The sequence below is a fragment of the Methylocucumis oryzae genome, from assembly GCF_000963695.1.
GTDB lineage: Bacteria > Pseudomonadota > Gammaproteobacteria > Methylococcales > Methylomonadaceae > Methylovulum > Methylovulum oryzae.
This window is the reverse complement of record NZ_LAJX01000244.1, coordinates 1-16,362: the sequence shown is the minus strand read 5'-3', so window position 1 is coordinate 16,362 and position 16,362 is coordinate 1. Positions and strand designations below refer to the sequence as shown.

The 16,362-nt window shown below is 45.0% G+C and carries 14 protein-coding genes and 2 pseudogenes; 4 read left to right on the top strand and 12 right to left on the bottom strand.

The features are described 5' to 3' along the window. From VZ94_RS18885 to VZ94_RS18860, 7 genes are all read right to left on the bottom strand, one after another. The coding region (locus VZ94_RS18885; RefSeq protein WP_045780418.1) for a hypothetical protein at positions 1-193 on the bottom strand (193 nt) is incomplete at its 3' end. Next, positions 174-653, bottom strand: coding sequence for a class I SAM-dependent methyltransferase (locus VZ94_RS18880; protein ID WP_045780417.1), 480 nt, complete (start codon positions 651-653; stop codon positions 174-176). The genes VZ94_RS18885 and VZ94_RS18880, both read right to left, overlap by 20 nt. Positions 654-664: 11 nt before the next feature. Continuing rightward, entirely contained in the window at positions 665-1,579 is a 915-nt protein-coding gene (locus VZ94_RS18875; RefSeq protein WP_045780416.1) for a GNAT family N-acetyltransferase, read from the bottom strand. Between the two features lie 10 nt (positions 1,580-1,589). Then, on the bottom strand, positions 1,590-2,048 hold the full coding sequence (locus tag VZ94_RS23730) for a hypothetical protein (RefSeq protein WP_131655643.1): 459 nt from the start codon (positions 2,046-2,048) through the stop codon (positions 1,590-1,592). Positions 2,049-2,277: 229 nt separating this feature from the next. Continuing rightward, on the bottom strand, positions 2,278-2,790 hold the full coding sequence (locus VZ94_RS18870) for a hypothetical protein (protein ID WP_052700748.1): 513 nt from the start codon (positions 2,788-2,790) through the stop codon (positions 2,278-2,280). 181 nt (positions 2,791-2,971) lie between these two features. Further along, on the bottom strand, positions 2,972-4,222 hold the full coding sequence (locus VZ94_RS23725; RefSeq protein ID WP_052700747.1) for a hypothetical protein: 1,251 nt from the start codon (positions 4,220-4,222) through the stop codon (positions 2,972-2,974). An 11-nt stretch (positions 4,223-4,233) separates the two neighbouring features. Then, complete coding sequence (locus VZ94_RS18860; protein WP_045780415.1) at positions 4,234-4,674, bottom strand: hypothetical protein; 441 nt, start codon at positions 4,672-4,674, stop codon at positions 4,234-4,236. Between the two features lie 202 nt (positions 4,675-4,876). Here VZ94_RS18860 and VZ94_RS18855 point away from each other — a divergent pair, with 202 nt between their 5' ends. After that, entirely contained in the window at positions 4,877-5,059 is a 183-nt protein-coding gene (locus tag VZ94_RS18855) for a glutathione S-transferase C-terminal domain-containing protein (protein ID WP_045780414.1), read from the top strand. A gap of 85 nt (positions 5,060-5,144) precedes the next feature. Here VZ94_RS18855 and VZ94_RS23720 read toward each other — a convergent pair whose 3' ends face one another. From VZ94_RS23720 to VZ94_RS18830, 5 genes and pseudogenes are all read right to left on the bottom strand, one after another. Then, entirely contained in the window at positions 5,145-5,654 is a 510-nt protein-coding gene (locus VZ94_RS23720) for a sulfotransferase family protein (protein WP_082081829.1), read from the bottom strand. Next, positions 5,569-8,379 carry a class I SAM-dependent methyltransferase gene (locus VZ94_RS18845; RefSeq protein WP_082081828.1) on the bottom strand — a complete coding sequence of 937 codons (2,811 nt, stop codon included), beginning with the start codon at positions 8,377-8,379 and terminating at the stop codon, positions 5,569-5,571. The genes VZ94_RS23720 and VZ94_RS18845 overlap by 86 nt, the downstream gene beginning before the upstream one ends. Positions 8,380-8,716: 337 nt before the next feature. Beyond that, a pseudogene (locus tag VZ94_RS31170) lies at positions 8,717-9,694 on the bottom strand (AMP-binding protein); the annotation flags it as partial. Positions 9,695-9,719: 25 nt separating this feature from the next. Then, positions 9,720-11,251, bottom strand: a pseudogene (locus tag VZ94_RS31165) (condensation domain-containing protein); the annotation flags it as partial. Positions 11,252-11,574: 323 nt separating this feature from the next. Beyond that, positions 11,575-12,636: a radical SAM protein gene (locus VZ94_RS18830; protein ID WP_045780411.1), complete on the bottom strand. Its 1,062-nt coding sequence runs from the start codon at positions 12,634-12,636 to the stop codon at positions 11,575-11,577. A 320-nt stretch (positions 12,637-12,956) separates the two neighbouring features. Between VZ94_RS18830 and VZ94_RS18825 the strand changes: the two genes are divergently transcribed. From VZ94_RS18825 to VZ94_RS18815, 3 genes are all read left to right on the top strand, one after another. Then, on the top strand, positions 12,957-13,232 hold the full coding sequence (locus tag VZ94_RS18825) for an acyl carrier protein (RefSeq protein ID WP_045780410.1): 276 nt from the start codon (positions 12,957-12,959) through the stop codon (positions 13,230-13,232). 202 nt (positions 13,233-13,434) lie between these two features. Beyond that, entirely contained in the window at positions 13,435-14,676 is a 1,242-nt protein-coding gene (gene fabF, locus VZ94_RS18820; protein ID WP_045780409.1) for a beta-ketoacyl-ACP synthase II, read from the top strand. A gap of 485 nt (positions 14,677-15,161) precedes the next feature. Further along, on the top strand, positions 15,162-15,890 hold the full coding sequence (locus VZ94_RS18815; protein ID WP_052700742.1) for a TauD/TfdA dioxygenase family protein: 729 nt from the start codon (positions 15,162-15,164) through the stop codon (positions 15,888-15,890). Positions 15,891-16,362: the final 472 nt, after the last annotated feature.

Genomic DNA, 16,362 nt, shown 5'->3' with positions numbered 1-16,362 from the left:
ACTCATCGGGTTGGTTGATAAGTTCAGCGCTGCTAAAGCCAGAGAACTTGGCTAATTTTAATAACCACTGTTTATCGTACCACGTGCCGATAATCGTTGTTTCTGCCGCTTCATTAGCAAAATACGCCATCTCTCGCTCATCGGTATTAAAAAAATTCCACATGCATTGCTGGTCAGGAATATCGGTAATCACTAATAGACCATTGGGTTTTAGCCAATGGCGTAAGCGTTTTTAGCAAATGTATCGTTTCAGTGGGATTGAAATGTTGTATAGCGGCAGAAAATAGCACTCTATCAAAGCTTGCTGGTTTAAAACTGACCGATTTAACGTCAGTCGTGATGCCGATAACATTAGGCGGACAACGTTTATCCATATCGAAAATCAATTGCTCGCAAAAATCTACCCCAAATACTTGTCGACAATCGTTAGCCAGCTCTGACGTTAATAAGCCGTTACCACAACATAAGTCTAATAATACATGGTGAGATTCTAATTGTAGCAATGCTTTTAAATGAGAGATTAACGCCGAAAATTGCGCGGGTTCTGGGGCTTGTTTGTTCAGCGTTCTTAATACCTGATGAAAAGGTTGTTCGCTACTTGTTTGGGCAACATGGTGCTGCCAATACTGTTTCCAATAATCGTCGTTGTGCATAATCAGTTAGTTTAAGCGTATTCACCGTCGCGGTAAGCGGGAAAATAACGGCTGTGAGTGGTGTGGGTTTGCTCGCTAAGTCTTTGGTAAAGCGTAGGGTTAAGAATCTTGCCAGCTAGATAAACCGGTTTAGTCGTCGTTGCGAAGCCCGCTTTAAACTCAGCTAAACCATCGCGTTGTTTCTCATAAGCGCCCGCGCCCGCGCCTAAGCAAGCCCAATGTATGTTTTGTTGACAAAAATAATCTAAGCTGGCCGCCATTAACGCATAAGAGGCGCCGGTTTTATAGCCTAGCTCATTATAAGCGGTTAAGTGATAATAAGTGCTGTGCTGAGTTTGATACCATAAAGCAATGCCAGCCAAACATTGCTGGGCGTATGCCGCTAACATGACTAAACCGGGTACATTAAGTTGTTGTCGGAACGCGTTTTCCGAAAATGCCGTGATACCTTTAATGTGATGACGACTAATTAACTGGTTGTATAAATTCAACCATTCAGGCAATAACGTAATGGGCTGTGCAATGACATTAACGTAAAGTTTGCCGGTTGCGCGTTTGATTTCGCGTTGATGATGGACGCTAATCGAGGATGCGTAGTTGCTTGTTAAATCAACAATATAATGTTGTTTATATAACTTAAACATGTCAAATAGCTCGACCATATCCTGGTGTCGGAAAGCAGCCATTGGATCAGTGACTATGGTTAAGCTGACGTTTTGCTCATTAAGCTCTGCTAAATCCAAAGCAAGCTTATCCCAGTGCTGACAGCATAAAAACGGATAACAGCTAGTAACATCATAATATTCTGTGTTAGGTATGTTTTTTTGCAATAGCCAACCGTTGGCTAAATGCAGCGGAAGGGACTTGCCTAAGTCGGCAAATGCCTCTGCATACTTTTGATGATAATAGCCGCTTATTTTTTCCATTAAAACATTGTTAAGGCTTTTCCAATCGGGCTAAACGCTGTTCTAAATCAGTAAATTTAGTCTTAAGCATTTCTAACTCTTGATCTTTGTTTTTGACTTGTTGGTTAAGTTGAGCAATGTAAATATGCGCTTTTTCCAACTCATTTAACATGGCGCCGGTTTTTTCGCTGATATTAAACGGTTCGCCTTCTTTAGTTTGGCCGACAGCGGGTAAATAATGGTTTTGCCACATTTGCTCAGCGTGTTCTTCGATGCTAGGCAGCTTGTAATCCTTAGCAAACACAATATCGCAACCGCCACTGCAACTACCGGCTGTGGTTAACGTGCCTTTGATGATTAAATTACCCGTTGTCGTTAACCGTAAAGCTCGGCCTCCGGTAGTATCGTGGGTAATATTAAACGATGTACCCGCCGAGTTCTCGTGGGTGAAATACCAAGACTGATTAGTCGCTTGGTTATGCATGGTCATGTAAGAGCCACCCTTATTGGATAGCTTAATTAACTCACGCGCAGCTTGGGTTGATGAGGTATTTTCAACGAAAACTTTGTTACTATCATTGCTGCTCCTTAAATGAAGTTTAGTAGTTGGTGTAAATGTGCCAAATCCCACATTACCTAAATGGTTAATAGAGATACTACCTCTAGGTGCGCCGTGCGCTATCCCAAACGGATATGAGCCAAGACTACTTCTCCCATCACTAATAAAAAAAATAGTCGTCGCTACCCCCTATATCCCAAGTTTGAGCGTAAAAACCCAAACTAGTGTCTTGCTCTAAGCGGATAGTAGGCTCGAAACCTTGCAATATATGTAGCTTTTGCGCGGGTACGGAAGTGCCTAAACCGATATTCCCGCTACTGCTAACAAAGAGTGAATTCGTTGGTGCGTTGGCAGTAATCGTAAAAGGGGTGAGCAAGTGCGTCTTATCTTCTACCGAAAATTTATTCGCACCACCCAGAGTGTAATCGTTAAATGTTAATTGCCAATCATTGTCTGCATATGAGGAATCACTAGTATCGTCTGCGAATATGCTATTATTTTCTTGCTTTAACCGAATGTTCTCTATACCGAAAACTTCGTTATTGACGCAGTTAACACCGATGCAAGCACGGCCTTGGATAATTGCGTCGTCCGCTGTAACTACGTCAGCTAAGGTTTGGGTGGCGTTAACAATCAATAAGGTAAAGGCTGTGTAGATAATTGTTTTGTTCATGGTCAACTCCTTCCTTCTGTTTGAGGCATTGCTAATAAAACATATTGGATAACCGCCCTCGATTTTTCATGTAGGGTACGCATTCCGTGCCTTATAGGCTGAGATAAAAATCAACACATAAGGCACGAAATACATATCCTAAAAAATGTAAAAATCGTAATAACCGTGTGAAATAGTTAAGTTAATGCTGTTCTATTTTATCTAGCCTTTTTTCTAGTAGTGAAATTTGATTTTTAACCAAATCCAGTTCTTGATTTTTAGCTTTTAGTTGGTGAGTAATCATGGTTATCTCGTTATCTTTTTGTTTTACTGTTTGCGCTAGTTTTTGATTGAGTTGGGCGATATAGATATGCGCTTTTTCCAGCTCATTTAACATGGCGCCGGTTTTTTCGCTGATATTAAACGGTTCGCCTTCTTTAGTTTGACCGACAGCGGGTAAATAACTGTTTTGCCACATTTGCTCAGCGTGTTCTTCGATGCTAGGCAGCTTGTAATCTTTAGAAAACACAATATCGCAACCGCCACTGCAACTACCGGCTGTGGTTAACGTGCCTTTAATTCTTAAATTGCCTGCGGTAGTCAGTCGTAATGCGGCACCAGCGGTTGTGTCATGGGTGATATTAAACGATGTGCCAGCCGAGTTTTCGTGCGTGAAATACCAAGATTGGTTAGTGGCTTTGTTATACATAGTGATGTAAGAGCCACCATTATTCGATAGCTTAATCAATTCGCGGGCAGCTTGGGTTTGTGAGGTATTCTCAACGAGTACTTTGTTGGTATCACTCGCGCTGCTTAAGTGAAGTTTAGCACTTGGCGATATTGTGCCTAATCCCACATTACCTGATTCAGCAATAGCGAGACTACTTGTCGGTGCGCCGGGTCGTATTCTAAACGGCAATGAGTTACCACCGGTCACATCGCGAATAAAAAAATTGACTTCGTTAGCCCCTAAATCCCAGGTTTGAGCGGTGAAACCATTGCCGTTGTCTTGTTCTAAGCGAATAGCTGGTGTGTTGCTATTTATTAAATGTACTTTTAGCGTAGGTGATGAGGTGCCTAAACCGATATTGCCTAAGCTGCTGACAAACAGAGAATTTGTCGGCGCACCCGCAATCAGCGTGAAGGGAACGGTAGAATTAGTAATATCCTCTACTGAAAATTTATTCGCGCCGCCGCTAGCCTGGTCGTTAAACGTGAGTTGCCAATCGTTGGCAGGGAAACTGCCAGTGCTTGTGTCGTCTATGCCAATTCTAAGATTATTTTCTTTTAACCGGATGGTCTCAGCCCCAAAAGTTTCGTTATTGACGCAGTCAAAACCGAAGCAACCACTGCCTTGAACAATAATATCATCCGCGGTAACAACGTCAGCTAAGGTTTGGGTGCTGTTGACAATCAATAAGGTTAACGCTGTGTAGATAATTGTTTGGTTCATGCTCGACTCCTTCATTCTGTTTGAGGCATCACTAATTGCCCGTTATCAATAGTGAAATAACCGGACTGTATCTTGGCTTCCGGCAGTATGCCTTGTCGGGTTAATTCGCTAACGTTGTTCCTGGCTTCTTGGCCGTTTGCCTCTGCTCTAATCGCTTTCAATTCGGCTTTGGCTGCTTTGCTTAATAGCGGAGTGACCGTTAATTCATACTGATAACCACCATCCTCTAAAGGTGGGGTGATAGGCTCACCTTCACTGGTTACGCTAATTATTTTTTCTCCGGACGCCAGTTTTACCTGAATACTTTGATAGTGAACATCGGAAGCAATTGACCAAGACACGATATTGCCATTGGCTTGTAACGTGGCGAAATCATTGGGATTAGCCCAGTTAACGGCGGAAAACAAACTGATGGAGAGTGATAAGACTAATAAACTATGTACTTTTTCCATGAAACTTCTCACAAGTGTTTGAAAAAAAATTGATTATGCTAAAGTTCAATAGATTTGTTAAGTAAATAAATTACAAGGTTTTTTTCTAACGTCTTGGAAAAATTCGAGTATTTAGGTTTAAAAGTTTCTTCGCTTTCTTTTTTATGGAATTATATTTTCTACTAGCAATTGAAAGATAAGTGAATTAGTTTTTTCTTATTCTATGCGGCTTATAAGCCAAATTAAGATTGAGGCAATTTTTGCTGAGTTAGATGGGTTACTTGCAGATGGGCGGCCTTATTTATTAGGTCGTCAACCGACGCTTGTGGATTACTGTTTAGCAGCGTTAGCGGCACCTGTACTATTGCCTGAGCAATTTGGTGGTGTACAGGCGACTTTCGCGTAATTGCCCGCTGCATACCGTCTTTTAGACCTTCTGACTGACCAGTTTTAATCGTGACTCGCCAACTATCCTGGTACAGAGGGTTACCTCATTGCTTAGGCAGAGTGTAACCAAAATAATTTAAGGCTTTTTCTCCTAGAGAAGCCAATGTGTTTTTGATATTCTCAGGTTGCTGTTTCCAGCGTCCAACTCCTGATGAGGGTTTTATCTGTGCGGCATAAGCTGTGCTATCTTCTTTGATGTCTAAAAAGCTAAATAAACGATTAATGCTTGTGTGTGGCGAGTTACATAAGTCTTCATAATTCAAGCATAAATACTGATTAGGTAAATTTTTAGCGGCATAATCCGCTAGAGAGAGATTTAAACGCTCCCATAAGAGAATGCTGCGTTGCTCTGAGGGTAAAATTAATTCGTCAGATGAGAGCGCTATTGGCCCCAAGTAATTTAATTGTTTTTGATTACTCGATAGTGCCATATCTCGTCCATCTCGCACGATATGAATACAACGAAGATTAGGCCAAATCTGGTGTAAAAAAGGAAGAAAAAAAACGCTTGATGGCAGCTTCCAGCCCCAACCAAGAGACGTTTTTTTCAGCATCACGCGTAGTTAGAAAATTATTTACAGTTTCTTCTAGGTCTTTACGAATAATCGCTTCCATAGCACAAGGTAGTGGCTTATTCCAGTAAGGTAGTAAACTACTTGACCAGTTTTCCATCATACTGGTGCTATCGCTAGATCCCGTTTGTTCCCCTAAAAAAATCCCTGCTTCTGCCAGCACTTTTGCAATGACTGTTATTCCTGAGCCTCCCGTACCACCAATAAGTATAGGTGCGCCATGCCGAGTAATATCGGAAGAAAATGTGGGGAGTGTATAAGCTTCTGGTGCAATTAAATTAATTTTAAATTGTATTTCACCCTGATCAGCCCCCTTAAACCAACAGACCCCCTCTTCAATTAAAGACAGATTTAGATGAACTAATCCTGCCTGTTCTGGTGCTTTAATGGGTAAATATAACTGGGTAGATTGTCCCGCTAGTAATGAAGGAATTGGGGTTTTTCCATCTTGTCTACTTATAAACTTATCTTCTGTATTTAACCATTGATTACCTAGCATCAAACCTGAAATGTCTGTGCGATTCCAATTTATAGTGCTGGCATTACGCAATTTTACGGCAAGTAGATAGTGCCCTCCTGACATAAATGTATTTGGTAAATTAAGCACTGTAATTTCAGCTTTTCTGTCACTTGTTGGTATAAACAGCGGAGAATTTTTAATAGCTTCAGCCATACAACGGCTGATTGTGCTCGAAAGTCCTTGAATATTGGGCTCTACAAAAAACTTGCCATGCGCTCCTGGAATCATCTCAATCCTATGATCTGGAAAGCTACGTTGCCAAAACAAGTGTGGATGCTGAAAACTTAAGTAAGGATTAAATACGCTGTCTTGTCCATACAAAAAGGCTACAGAGCCTAAATAAGGTTGAGTGCCAAAGCTCCATTCCATAACAAAAGCTAAAGGTAGTATACGTTGTCGCCTTAGCAAATGTTGTGCTATCGCTAACGCAATAACACCACCCTGACAGTTACCTCCCACAAAAAGCGGGCCTGTAGGGTAAAGGCGCTCGATTTCGGTGACATAACGTAAAGCAAATGCCTGAATATCATCTTCCTGGTAGTCCATAATTAAGTGCCCCGAGCGCATGCCATAAAGCGGTTGTGAATCGCCTAGATATTTGGCTAATTGGGCAAATTCCTGGTCACCTTGAAAAACCCAAAAAAGAGGTGGAAGTGTACCTTTAACATGATGAGCAAAAATCAAGCTTTCGGTAGATGCTCGTTCTCCTCCCCAACTACAGACATAACTTTCGAGCTTGTACTGTAATGCTTTTGGTAATGGCCAGCGAATACCACCGTGTTCTTCAGACGAGTCTTTATCTGATGTTTGCTGTTCCATTGAAAGAGCCATTGCTTCTATCGTGGGCTGTTGGAAAAATTGTTTGAGAGAAATCCTATAGCCTAACTTTTCCTCAATCAGTGTAACCACTTTTGCAGAGAGAAGAGAATGTCCCCCTAACTCAAAAAAGTTATCCGTTACACTCGGTGGCTGCGATAGTGTGAGCGCTTCCTGCCAGATACTAACAAGGGATTTTTCCAATGAATTTCGCGGCGCAACATAGTCCTGCACACCATAATTATTGACCTTGGGATTGGGCAGTCGATTGCGGTCTATTTTGCCGTTCGGGGTGAGCGGGAAGGCGTCCAGAACCAGAATGGCGTTGGGCACCATGTATTTCGGCAATTGCCTGGTCAATGTCGCTTTGAGCTCATGACTCAGGGCGACTTGCCGCTCCCGGCGGGTCGGATTGTTGGCGTAGCGATGGTAATCGGCGCGTGGCAAGATCTCGCGCTCTTTTTCGACCGTCCAGACTGGATTGAAAACGGCTTGGTAGCGCCCGTCGCCGCCAAGCGTTTGCCAAATCAGATCGACGCCTAGCCACTTCGCCAAGGAAAACAGCGTGTCGGGGTTTTCGCCATGTTTTTGCAGCGCTTGACGAATTTCCTTGGCGGTCTGGTAGCGCGTCTTATCGCTTTCCATCTCGCGCCAAGCCGCCACGGCTTCGCTGACACGGATGTCCGGTAGGTCTCGTACGCCTTGAGCTTCCGCCGGATAGGACGTCATTCGACGCATCACACTATCTCGCCAGCGCCCTTCTGCATCCCAATCGTGCCAGAATGCCACCGGCGCTAGCTGTTGACGTTCTCCTAGCACTAGCACGACGTCGTAGCGAAAGCGGCTTAATTCATTGTCGTAGTTTCCAGCCTTTAATCGAACTTCGGCGCGGGTGACCCCTGGCCAATGTCGAGCCAGGGCGTCGAAAAACTCGGGCGCCAGCAACAGTTCTTCGTCGTTCTGAATTACTTGACGATATCGGCTCTGCACTCGATCCATCAGCTCGTTGTCATCCGCCCGATGCAGCACGACCGAGGCATGATAGGCTTCCTGCAGATTCAAGTTTCGCAGGTCACCCAGAAATATTCGCCCATTTGGCACACAGACTCGTTGCACCTGTTCAAGCACAGCCAGCAGGTAGTCCAAATCGGGAAAATACTGTACGACCGAGTTGAGAATGACCACGTCCATGCTGCCGGATGGCAGAAATTCCAGCTCGTGCGCCGGGCCCCGGTGAATCTCCACGTGAGCGAGATCGGGTCGCGCGGCCAGCGTTGCGCTTAACCGCTCGAGCACTGTTTCGGAAAAAGTCGAGGCCGATATAGCGCTCGCTGGCCGAAGCCAACCGGGTGAGTAGCAGCCCGGTCCCACAGCCTATTTCCAGCATCCGGCGGCCGGACAGCCGACGAATGCGCTCAACTGTTTCGTCCACCCATATTGCCATTTCCCCGGCCGGAAGGGCTTCGTCGGTATAGCTGCTGTTCCAGCCGGTAATATCGAAGTCGGACGGAATCGTAATGCCGTCATAGGTCGCTTCGTATAGGGTATGCCAGTGTTCGAGACGTGTGGCCGTCGGCGCTGCATCCAGCTCCGGCTTAGCCACCACGTAACCGTCTAGCCGTTTGTCGTCGCCTTCCCCATTCAGGACCACCAGGGCTTCGGCAACCTGGGGATGTTCGCGTAAAACAGCTTCGATTTCCCCCGGTTCGATGCGGTAGCCCCGCAGCTTAATCTGATGGTCGAGTCGGCCCAGAAACAGCAGATTGCCATCCGCGCGCCAACTCACCCGGTCGCCGGTGCGATACAGCCTTTTTCGTTCGCCGAAAACCTCCAACTCGACAAAGCGCTCAGCGGTCAGTTCAGGGCGGTTGAGGTAGCCTTGTGCCAAACCGGCGCCGCCGATGTACAGTTCTCCGGGGATGCCGATGGGGGTTGGCAGACGATAGGCATCAAGGACGTAAACTTCAGTGTTGGCGATGGGGCGGCCAATGGTGGGCTCGCTCGTTTCTTCGCGACCTATCGCCGAATAGGTCGAATACGTTGTGTCCTCGGTTGGGCCGTACAAGTTGTACACCCTATCAATGTGTCCTAATTGATATAGGGCATCGACACTGGTCTTTCGTAGCGGCTCTCCAGCTAAGCCTACGATCTTTACCGATGATGGTATTCCCTGGACGCGAATTAATTCATTAATCCCCGATGGAACCGTATTAATGAACGTTATGGGATGTTTGGATGTTAAATGTGGAAGATGCAATATATTGGCTATGATAACAACCGAACCGCCACAACAGATGGGCACCAAACACTCGAATACTGAGAGGTCGAAGGTTATTGAGGTGGATGCCAAGGTTCCAGCAAAGCTGTCCGGCCGAAATTCGTCGATAGACCATGCAACTAGAGCGGCTACATTCTGATGGGTGATCATGACTCCCTTGGGTTGTCCCGTCGAGCCGGAGGTATAGATGACGTAGGCTAAGTGTTCCATGCCGGCTTTGGGTGGGGGATTGGTTTTGTTACCCGACCAATGGTCTGTTCCGAAGGTGTCCAGACAGCGCCGTTCCATGCCTTGGAGCTGGGGTAGTGTTTCCAATAAGGGTGTCTGGGTCAGCAGCAAACGTATTCCGCTGTCCTCTAACAGGTAGCGGACGCGCGTTTTCGGGGTAACTGGGGTCGATGGGCACATAAGCGCCTCCAGCCTTGAGGATTCCCAGTAGACCGATGAGCATATCGAGGGAGCGTTCGCAACAGAGGCCCACCAGCACGCCAGGGCTGACGCCGCTTTCAATCAGACTGTGCGCCACACGGTTGGCCTTACGGTTCAGTTCGTGATAGCTGAGCTGCCGGTCGCCGAACACCACGGCGGTGCTGTCGGGTCTTACCTTAACCTGGGCTTCGAACATCTGATGCACACAAAGATTTTTCGGGTAAGGTCGTGCCGTGGCATTCCAGGTTTGAAGAACCAGCTTCCGTTCTTCGTCATCCCAGAGGGCTAGAGCATTGATTTTCGATGAAGGTTCAGTCATTACTGATTCGAGGAGAATATCGAAACGTCGTACTAGCAACTGAATATCCTGTTCCGAAAAATAGGCTTGGTTATAAGTACACTCAATTTCGATATCCCCGGCCACAGGGGGGGCATAAATCTGAACGCCCAGTGGAGTCAATCGGTAGTCTTGTTGTATTGGGATAGGTTGCGTTTGGTTGCCGGAGAAGTTGATGCCGCGATCTACGGTCATATAAGACAAGGAAACATCAAATCCTGCTGAAAAAAGAGTTCGATTTTGTTTATTTATCCGTTGAGTGGCTGGATAGCGATGATGCCGTAAATGTTCCTTGATTTGACAATGTGTTTTCTGGACTAATTCGTCGAAATGGAGCTCTGTATCAAAATCGAGCCACAATGGCAGTATTTTTGCGAACAGACCAGCCGTTTTTTTAAATTTTGTATAGCTACGATTGTGTACCGCAAGCGCTATGGTCAATGCATTTTTCTGAGACGTTCGGTTAAAATATACATAGAGTACACTGGCTATTAATGATAAAAAGTTGTGCCAAGCCGCTCTGCCAATGCGAGTAATGCTTGATATTTTTCTCTGGACAACGTCAAGGTTTCTATTGCATTTGCAAGAGGTACTTGGGTTAGCAAGGAATGCCGAGGTTGCAATAAGAGTTCGCTGGGTGTGACGCATTGTTCTCGCCAGTAAGCGGTGTCCCTCGTATAGCGCTCGGAGGTACTATAAGCGAGATCATCTTGAATATAGGCTGTATAGGAATATATATCTTGTCCTGAAGACTCTGCGTCTGACTGAGTATATAGTTTCGCTAGTGCTTGATAGATTAATGGATGCGATTCACCATCCATAATAATATGATGATACCGATTGAAAAAGTACCAACAATTGTCTGAAATCTTAATCAGGTCGAAACGAAACAGCGGGCTTTCGTAAAGCGTAAATGGTTCGTCACAGCGTTGTCTCATCCAATTCTGGGCAAAGCGAAGTGGGTTCTTTTTTGAGCTAAAATCCCATACCTGAAAGGGCACTGGAAACGATGGTTTGATAAGTTGTCTGGGTAAACCGTCATCAGTTTTGGGCTGGGTAAGCATGATACGGAGAGCATCATGGCGTTGCACCAGTGAGACGACTGCCTGTTCAAACCTTTTCGGGTCTATTTTTGCCTGAATTGGAATGTAAGCGCCGAGATTATAAATGGGTAAATCGGCATAAATGGTCTGCGCCATCCAGACTTCCAACTGGGGTAGCGTTAAAGGCATTAAATCGGTTAGTGCTGTATTGTGTTTATCCATGTATTCTCTTTATTCTCTTTATTCTCTCGGCTTTTTTCGTTTTTCTTCTGATTATCCGGTCGAAATTTGTATAAAAGAGGGAGCGTCAATGTGAGTTAGCCGTGCAGCATCATCGCGTTTTGTAAGGATTAAGTGAGAAAGGGAAACTTTTTCCACAATAGCTTTTTTGTTGATTTCGAGGACGAGGAAATATTGTGATGTTTTTTTGACCATTGACTACACAGGTTTAGGTCGGACTAGGGTGGTATTTTATGGCTTCAATCGTTCCAGTTTCTGATGTTTAGGCGACACCAAGTTTCGTAAACCTCCAACCATTTCTCAAAGTCGTCAGCGTTGTCTAGGTGGTGGTGAAATTCACCCATAATCTTACTGTAGTTGGCCACATAGTGCCGACAGGTGGCGCAGTCGGTATTAGGAATACAACAGTCCGCATCGTCCCAGGTCAGATCAGTGCGGTATTCACGGTGGTGAGGAGCATTAAGAATCACGCAGTTATTGGCGATACCTGTTTCTGGATCTAAGCGAAACATGCCTTGGGGATTATTAATCCTCTCGTTGTAGTAGCGGGAATAAATAATAGTCGCTGGGTATTTCTCCAGTAATTCTAGGATAGTGTCCCGAATCGTTTGGAGATCTTCTTCACGTAAAGCCAGTTGATCGTCATGACTACTGAAACGTCCTTTACCCCTGGACAGTACATCGCCTTGCAGGTCTGCCCCTGAAAAACCATACCAACGTGTCGGGCTGTAATGATTAAAAGAAAGTTGTACTCTGCGCTGTGCACATACCTCAGCGACCTCTCTCATTTCGCTGATGTTTTGTCGGTTGATGGTGTAAATGAAAATGGCCCTTTCGTCATTGGCGAAGTTATCAAGGGCTTTCTTAAATGCGTGCTTCCCTCTAAGTTGAGCATCGGTTTTTTCCGCTCCCCAGAGCGAGATATGCAGCATGAAAGGCAAATTCGGGTCGAGTGGAAGCGTGCCATTGGTATAAATAATACCCCTGTCCCAGTGCTTGGCGGCTAGTGCCAGTCTTTCCGGTACTTTAGCAGGTTCAGCACCGGCAAAATGTGGCATTGTGATGCCTCGTTCGACTTCTGACGCAAAGAAAGCATCAAATTCCTGAAGGGTGCGGTCATCGGAGAATTGCGATGAACGATCGCCGTCGAAAAAATAACACCCCTTGCAGCGAAGGTTGCAGCGATTGGTTATGTCATAACCGGAGATGACCAATCGCGGAACCTTGGTCTTGATTTTTTCGTAGCGATGCGCTAATGCTGGGTTTTCCAGAAGGTAACGATCGAGTCGGCTTTGTCGCATGAAAATTAGTCTTCTAAGTTGAAAAAGGTTTTATTCCCTATCCTCACAATTTGACCAGTTTTCCAGTATGATGCAATTCCCACATACCGATAAGGCATTGAGTTGAGGATGAGCAAGCTATCTGTGTCATCTCTAAGAAAACAAGAGATTGGCTCATAGCAAGTCCTATCTGTGCTATCGAGAGCTATGAAATCGCAAAAATCCGGATATTTTTTCCGTTTATTGCGACTATTTTGAGGATAGTATTGTTTGCGGATAGTATATGATACTTAACGGTTAAGGAAATAAAAAATAACTTACTTCGGGAAGGGAGAAGGCCTTTGACAAAAGATGAATTGATTTTATTGATATTAAAAGAGGTTGCTGAACGATTTGGGAAGGACTTCGATACACTTGGCGAAGATACCCATTTTATAAACGACTTAGGTGCTGATTCGCTGGACATGACTGAGATTCTAGTTGGCGTAGAGGATGCATTGAATGTACGCATAGAGGATCCAAATATTGAGAGACTCGTGACAGCGGGGCAGATTGCAGAATTTCTACAGCATTATCTCCAGTCGATTGGTTACAAATGGCCTGAAAGCAGTTCGTAAAACATGTGCTTACTGTTGGGTAAAATTTGTGTATCGGAACTCTGACCAGACACTGGTGAAATGTCCTTTTTTTTGAAAAAACACGTTTTATGACATGTCAGAAAATTTTATATTACCCCAAACTGCTTAATAGGCCGTGGTATTGTGCTGTGATGAGAAAAGTCGAGCGCCGTGATTGGCGCGGACTCAGTTTGGCCGATTCATGAAACGCAGAGTCGTCATCACGGGAATGGGAGCCATTGGGCCAAATGGGCATGATGTTGCCGAAATATGGAGAAATGTCGCTGGTGGCATCAGTGGCATCGGTTCGCTTACTTTGGTGAACGCAGCCCCCTTTGCTTCTAGGATTGCCGGTGAGGTTAGGAATTTTGATTTTTCTTGTTACTTTTCCAAAAGAGATCTATTACGGCTGGATCGTTACGTCCAACTTTGTCTAGTCGCCTATCGTGAGGCTGCTATACAGGCGGGTTGGGATGAGTTACCTCCTCCACCTGAAAGAACCGGTGTTTATGTCGGTTCTGGGGGCGGTGGGATAAGTTCCCTCGAGCAAAATTATGAGAAATTTCTTGCAGGGGATGACAGGCATATTAGTAGCACTTTGGTGCCTATGGTTATTACGAATATGGCGGCGGGGGAGATTGCGATTCGTCATGGACACTCTGGACCCAATTTTGCTCCGGTTTCTGCCTGTGCTACAGGAAACCACAGTATTGGCTTGGGTTTTCGCGCGATCCAGCATGGCGAAGCGGAGGCCATGGTGGTGGGCGCGGCGGATGCGTTGATTACCAATTCTTTTATGTCCGGATTCACTCGGATGCGCGCGTTATCGACGCGCAATGACGATCCTGCGGGCGCCAGTCGTCCCTTTGATGCGGAAAGGGACGGTTTTGTCTTGTCTGAAGGCGCGAGCGTGTTACTCCTCGAAGGGCTGGAACAAGCCCAAGACATGGGAAGACCTATTTTGGCTGAAGTCGTGGGATTCGGGATGACCTCGGATGCTTATCACATGACTTCGCCAGCCCCGGACGGCGCGGTAGCAGGCAGAGCTATCACAGCAGCCTTAGTGGATGCGGGTATTGAACCAAGCGCAGTGGACTACATAAATGCTCATGGCACATCTACGCCGATGAATGACAAAACAGAGGTCAAGGCGATCCGAAGCGCTTTCGGGAAGGCCGCAGAAAGGGTTGCCATTAGTTCCACCAAATCGACGACAGGTCATCTACTGGGGGCGGCCAGTGCTTTGGAGGCTGTGCTGTGTGTTAGTGCGCTTCAAAATCAGTTCATACCTCCAACGATCAATCTGCAAAATCCGGATCCGGAGTGTGATTTGGACTTTACGCCAAATATCGGAATCAAAGCGAATTTGGAGTACGTGGCATCCAATGCGTTCGGCTTTGGCGGTCATAATGCTGTCCTTGTATTGCGACGGTACACTGGGTGAAGTGCGTCGTCCCGATTTGTGCAAATTTATTATACTTCAAACGGTCAAGTTTTCGGTTTTTAGATAGGTAGAGTGTGCTATACGCACCTTTATAACATCATAAAAATCAATGAAAAAGGTGCGCATAGCGCACCCTACCACAACACAAGATACCGAAAACTTGACCGTTTAGAATATAGATTGATTAGACGAGGGATGGGGTTTGCATTTGCGTATTCGTCTCATGATGAAGCGATATTTTAGTTGTCTTGATAAGAAAAATTTTTTGGTGGGGTGAGGCGTGAAAATTACAAAGATAGAGGGTTTGGGTAATTATGGAATCTATATTGATGGCGTAGACTTCGAGCATATGACGGACGATCAGTGGATGGAAATCGGTAATATCCACATGAAAAACCTCGTCACCATTATTAGGGATTGCAACTTGTCTTGGGAAAAGCAGCTAGGTTGGGTCAAAAAAATTTGGTGAACCTAGACATAACAATATGTACGATTTGTTCAAGAAATATACTGTAGTCTCTTGGGGTGAGTTTGTCAGAAGAGTTATCAGAGACGATGCTTGTATAGAAGAAACAGATAAAATGCTTGTTCGAGATTTTCTTGGTGTACATCAATCCACACCAGAGGGTATAGGCATCACACGCGTTAGTGGTAAAAAAGATAAAAATGGAAACCGGTTAGGCCTGTTTGATGAAGGGGAATTGCTTTGGCATTCAAATGAAGCTGGCAATTTGATTTTTACCCCAGGCGTTGCCTTGCTAGCAGCTGAAAATGTTATAGGATCTTCGACCGGATTCCTGCAAACAGCGGACTATTATGAATCAATCAGTGAAGTGTTCAGGTCTGAATTAGATGAAATGGTTTTATTACATCGCTATACTCCTGGAAAACTCAACCCTGGATTGAGAGACGATTTGGCCCGCACTAACATGTGTCCGGTGGACGATGCTGAAATTCCAATCGTGATTCAAAGTCCGGGTGGCATTAAGGGTTTGCATTACCCCGTGAATACTGTTCATGGTATTCGTGGAATGAGCAAAAAAGATTCAGACAAAGTGTTTGAAGAAATTAACAAGCACTTGTTTCTGGATAAATATATCTTTGATCATTGGTATAAGAACAAAGGTGACCTATTATTATTTGATAATTCAATCACTTTGCATAGGCGTTTTAGGGAATGTTCCAAACCGCTTGTGCTATCGTATTCAACATGATTACAGCAAATTGCAGGATGATTTCTGGCAGCCTTATTTTCAGCAAGAATTTGCTGATAAATACGAATCTGTCATAACGGATCTTGTGATAACAATGGGTGTTGAAGATTTTAAACTACCCCAAACTGCCTAACATATCACCGTTCACTTATTTTTATTGCCCCTGCGCAGTACGCCATAAATACATCCCTGTAGGCTTGTTGGCAGCATTCACATAACAGGGGGCAGAGTTAAATTCTGACCCCTGTATTTACAACGCAGAAAAGTGGTGCAACCAGCGATTGGGTAGGTTCTTAGTAAGCGCTCAACCAAACCACCTGTTCTAATAAGTTCAGAACCGTTATTCTCAAAATTTTTTGAAGAGGATAATGCATGACCTTAACCGCACATTGGATACACCACCTGAACACTTGGCAAAACAGCGGAATGACGCAAAGCGGCGTATTGCCGACAGCATGGGCTTAATGTCAAA